1 protein-coding gene and 2 pseudogenes are annotated in these 2,392 nt (G+C 68.6%); 1 reads left to right on the top strand and 2 read right to left on the bottom strand.

What is annotated here, in order from left to right; all coding sequences use genetic code 11:
- Positions 1–264 (bottom strand): annotated as a pseudogene (locus tag ACOJSN_RS12350) (protein kinase family protein); the annotation flags it as partial.
- A 396-nt stretch (positions 265–660) separates the two neighbouring features.
- Here ACOJSN_RS12350 and ACOJSN_RS12345 point away from each other — a divergent pair.
- Complete coding sequence (locus ACOJSN_RS12345; protein WP_420112798.1) at positions 661–2,031, top strand: NAD-dependent succinate-semialdehyde dehydrogenase; 1,371 nt, start codon at positions 661–663, stop codon at positions 2,029–2,031.
- Between the two features lie 151 nt (positions 2,032–2,182).
- On the opposite strand, the pseudogene ACOJSN_RS12340 reads toward ACOJSN_RS12345, so the two are convergent.
- A pseudogene (locus ACOJSN_RS12340) lies at positions 2,183–2,392 on the bottom strand (hypothetical protein); the annotation flags it as partial.

Below are 2,392 nucleotides of genomic sequence, written 5' to 3'. Positions count from 1 at the left end.
GCCGGTGCCGAAGTGGCAGAAGAGGGGAAGCCCGAACAGGTTCGCCGTGGACCGGGCGTGCCGGGGTTCCCTTTCCAGGTCGGTGAGCGGCACCCGCTTCACGAAGACCGGCGTTCCGGCGACCTCCGTCAGGGCCGACGTCCCGCCGATTCCGGAACCGAGCGGTACAGCCGCCTCGACGAGTTCGCACAGGGCGCGATCGCTGTACCCGGCCAGGGCCGTGGAGACGGCGCCGTGGGCGGTCAGCCGTGCACGACGGGACATGTCCGGACCCTCCACCGTGACCTCCTCCCGTGGGGTGCGGAGCTCGATTCTGCATCGCCCGCGAAGAGTGCGGCCCGATGTCGGGTGATCGCGCAGGGCGCTGACCCGTCAGCCGCACGGCTGTCCGGTGTCACCGTCTCGACGCGCGGCATCTGCGCTCGTTCGGTCGGGTGGCGATGCTCTGTGCCACGCTGGGGAGTTCCGGCCCCGCCGTACTCCCTGCGAGCGGCGAAGCGGTCCGTCCGGGCGTGTTCAGGTGGGGAAGACACTCGGTCTTCGAGATGGTGAAGGAGTGCCACGTGAAGACCAGGATGGTCGCGTCGCCGTTGAACGCCCGGCTCAATACCCGATTCGCGGTTGGCAGACACAGAAATGGAGTCTGATTTGTCTTCGTACATGACACTGAACCCAGCCACGGGTGAGACCCTGCGGGAGTTCCCCGGGCTCGACGACGCGGCGGTCCCCGGAGTTCTGAGCCGATCGCACGGCGCCTTCGCCGGCTGGCGAGCGACCGAGGTGGGCGAGCGCGCACGGCGCCTGGTGCGCATTGCCGATGCCTATGAAGCGCGCCAGGACGAACTGGCCGAGCTGATCTCGACCGAGATGGGTAAACCGCTGAAGGAGGCGGTGGGTGAAGTCGGGCTCGCCGCCGCGATCTACCGCTGGTACGGCGAGCACGGACCGGGCCTGCTGAACCGGGAGGTGCTCGATCCGCAAGGCGCCGACGAGTCACTGGTCCGAACCGAGGCCATCGGTTCCCTGATCGGGGTCATGCCGTGGAACTACCCCTACTACCAGGTGGCCCGGTTCGTCGCCCCCAACCTGATGGTGGGCAACACCATCATCCTCAAGCACGCGTCCATCTGCGCGGCGTCCTCGGAGCTCATGGCCGAGCTCGTGCACGCTGCCGGGGTGCCCGAGGACGCCTACATCAACGTGTTCGCGAGCAATGACCAGATCGCCGACATGATCGCCGACCCGCGCGTGCGCGGGATCTCGCTGACCGGCAGTGAGCGCGCCGGCGCATCGGTGGCCGAAACCGCGGGGAGGCATCTGAAGAAGGTCGTGCTGGAGCTGGGCGGCTCCGATCCTCTCATCGTCCTCGATGACGGTGACATCGAGCGGACAGCCACCATCGCCGCGCGGGCGCGGCTGTCCAACGCGGGACAGGCCTGCAACTCTCCGAAACGAATGATCGTGCCCAACGACAAGGTGGACGACTTCGTGTCGGTCGTCACCCGCGCCTTCGAGGCCGCCCGGGTGGGAGATCCCACGGATGAGAGCACGCAGGTCGGCCCGCTGTCGTCGATCACTGCGCGGGACACCGTGATCGAACAGGTCGAACGCGCCGTCGAGCAGGGTGCCACCCTCCACACCGGCGGCAAGGCGATCGACGGAGCAGGCGCCTTCATGCGTCCGGCCGTGCTCACCGGCGTCACCCGCGACATGGACGCGTACTCCGAGGAGATCTTCGGGCCCGTGGCCGTGATCTACGGCGTCGACTCGACCGACGAGGCCATCACGCTCGCCAACGACGTGGGCTTCGGCCTCAGCGGTTCGGTGTGGGGCAGCGACATCGACCGTGCCCAGGAGATCGCCGACCGACTCGAAGTGGGCATGGCCTACGTCAACGAGCACGGCACCACCCTCCCCGGCCTGCCCTTCGGCGGCGTGAAGCGCTCCGGCTTCGGCCGCGAGCTCGGCCGATGGGGGATGGGAGAGTTCGTCAACACCCGACTGCGTCGGACCTCCACGACCAAGAAGTAGTGGCCCTGGCCACGTGATGGCGGCGACGGGCAGTTTCACCACGGCTTCGACCTCGGGTCGAGCCGGGCGCCGCCATCAGGGCCCCCGGTGGCGGACACGTCTCAGCCGGTGGGGCGTCGCAGGCGCCGAGGGCGCGGGCGATCCTCGTTGCTCAGAGGGCTCCGAGGTCGACCGTGACGGGGAACGGCGCGGTGGCCTTCACGGTGCCGGTGAAGACCTCGCCGTCCCGGTAGGCCCTGGTGGCTGGGTCGAGGACGTAGGTGTAGACGATCGGAACGCCGGTGGCGGACTGCTCGATGCGCCAGTAGAAGGGGATGCCAGCCTTGGCGTACTGGTCCACCGTCACGATCCGGTCGGTGGT

This window comes from Pseudactinotalea sp. (assembly GCF_048594945.1).
Classification (GTDB): domain Bacteria; phylum Actinomycetota; class Actinomycetes; order Actinomycetales; family Beutenbergiaceae; genus Pseudactinotalea.
The sequence above is the reverse complement of the archived record's forward strand: the minus strand, read 5'-3'. Positions and strand labels throughout refer to the sequence as shown.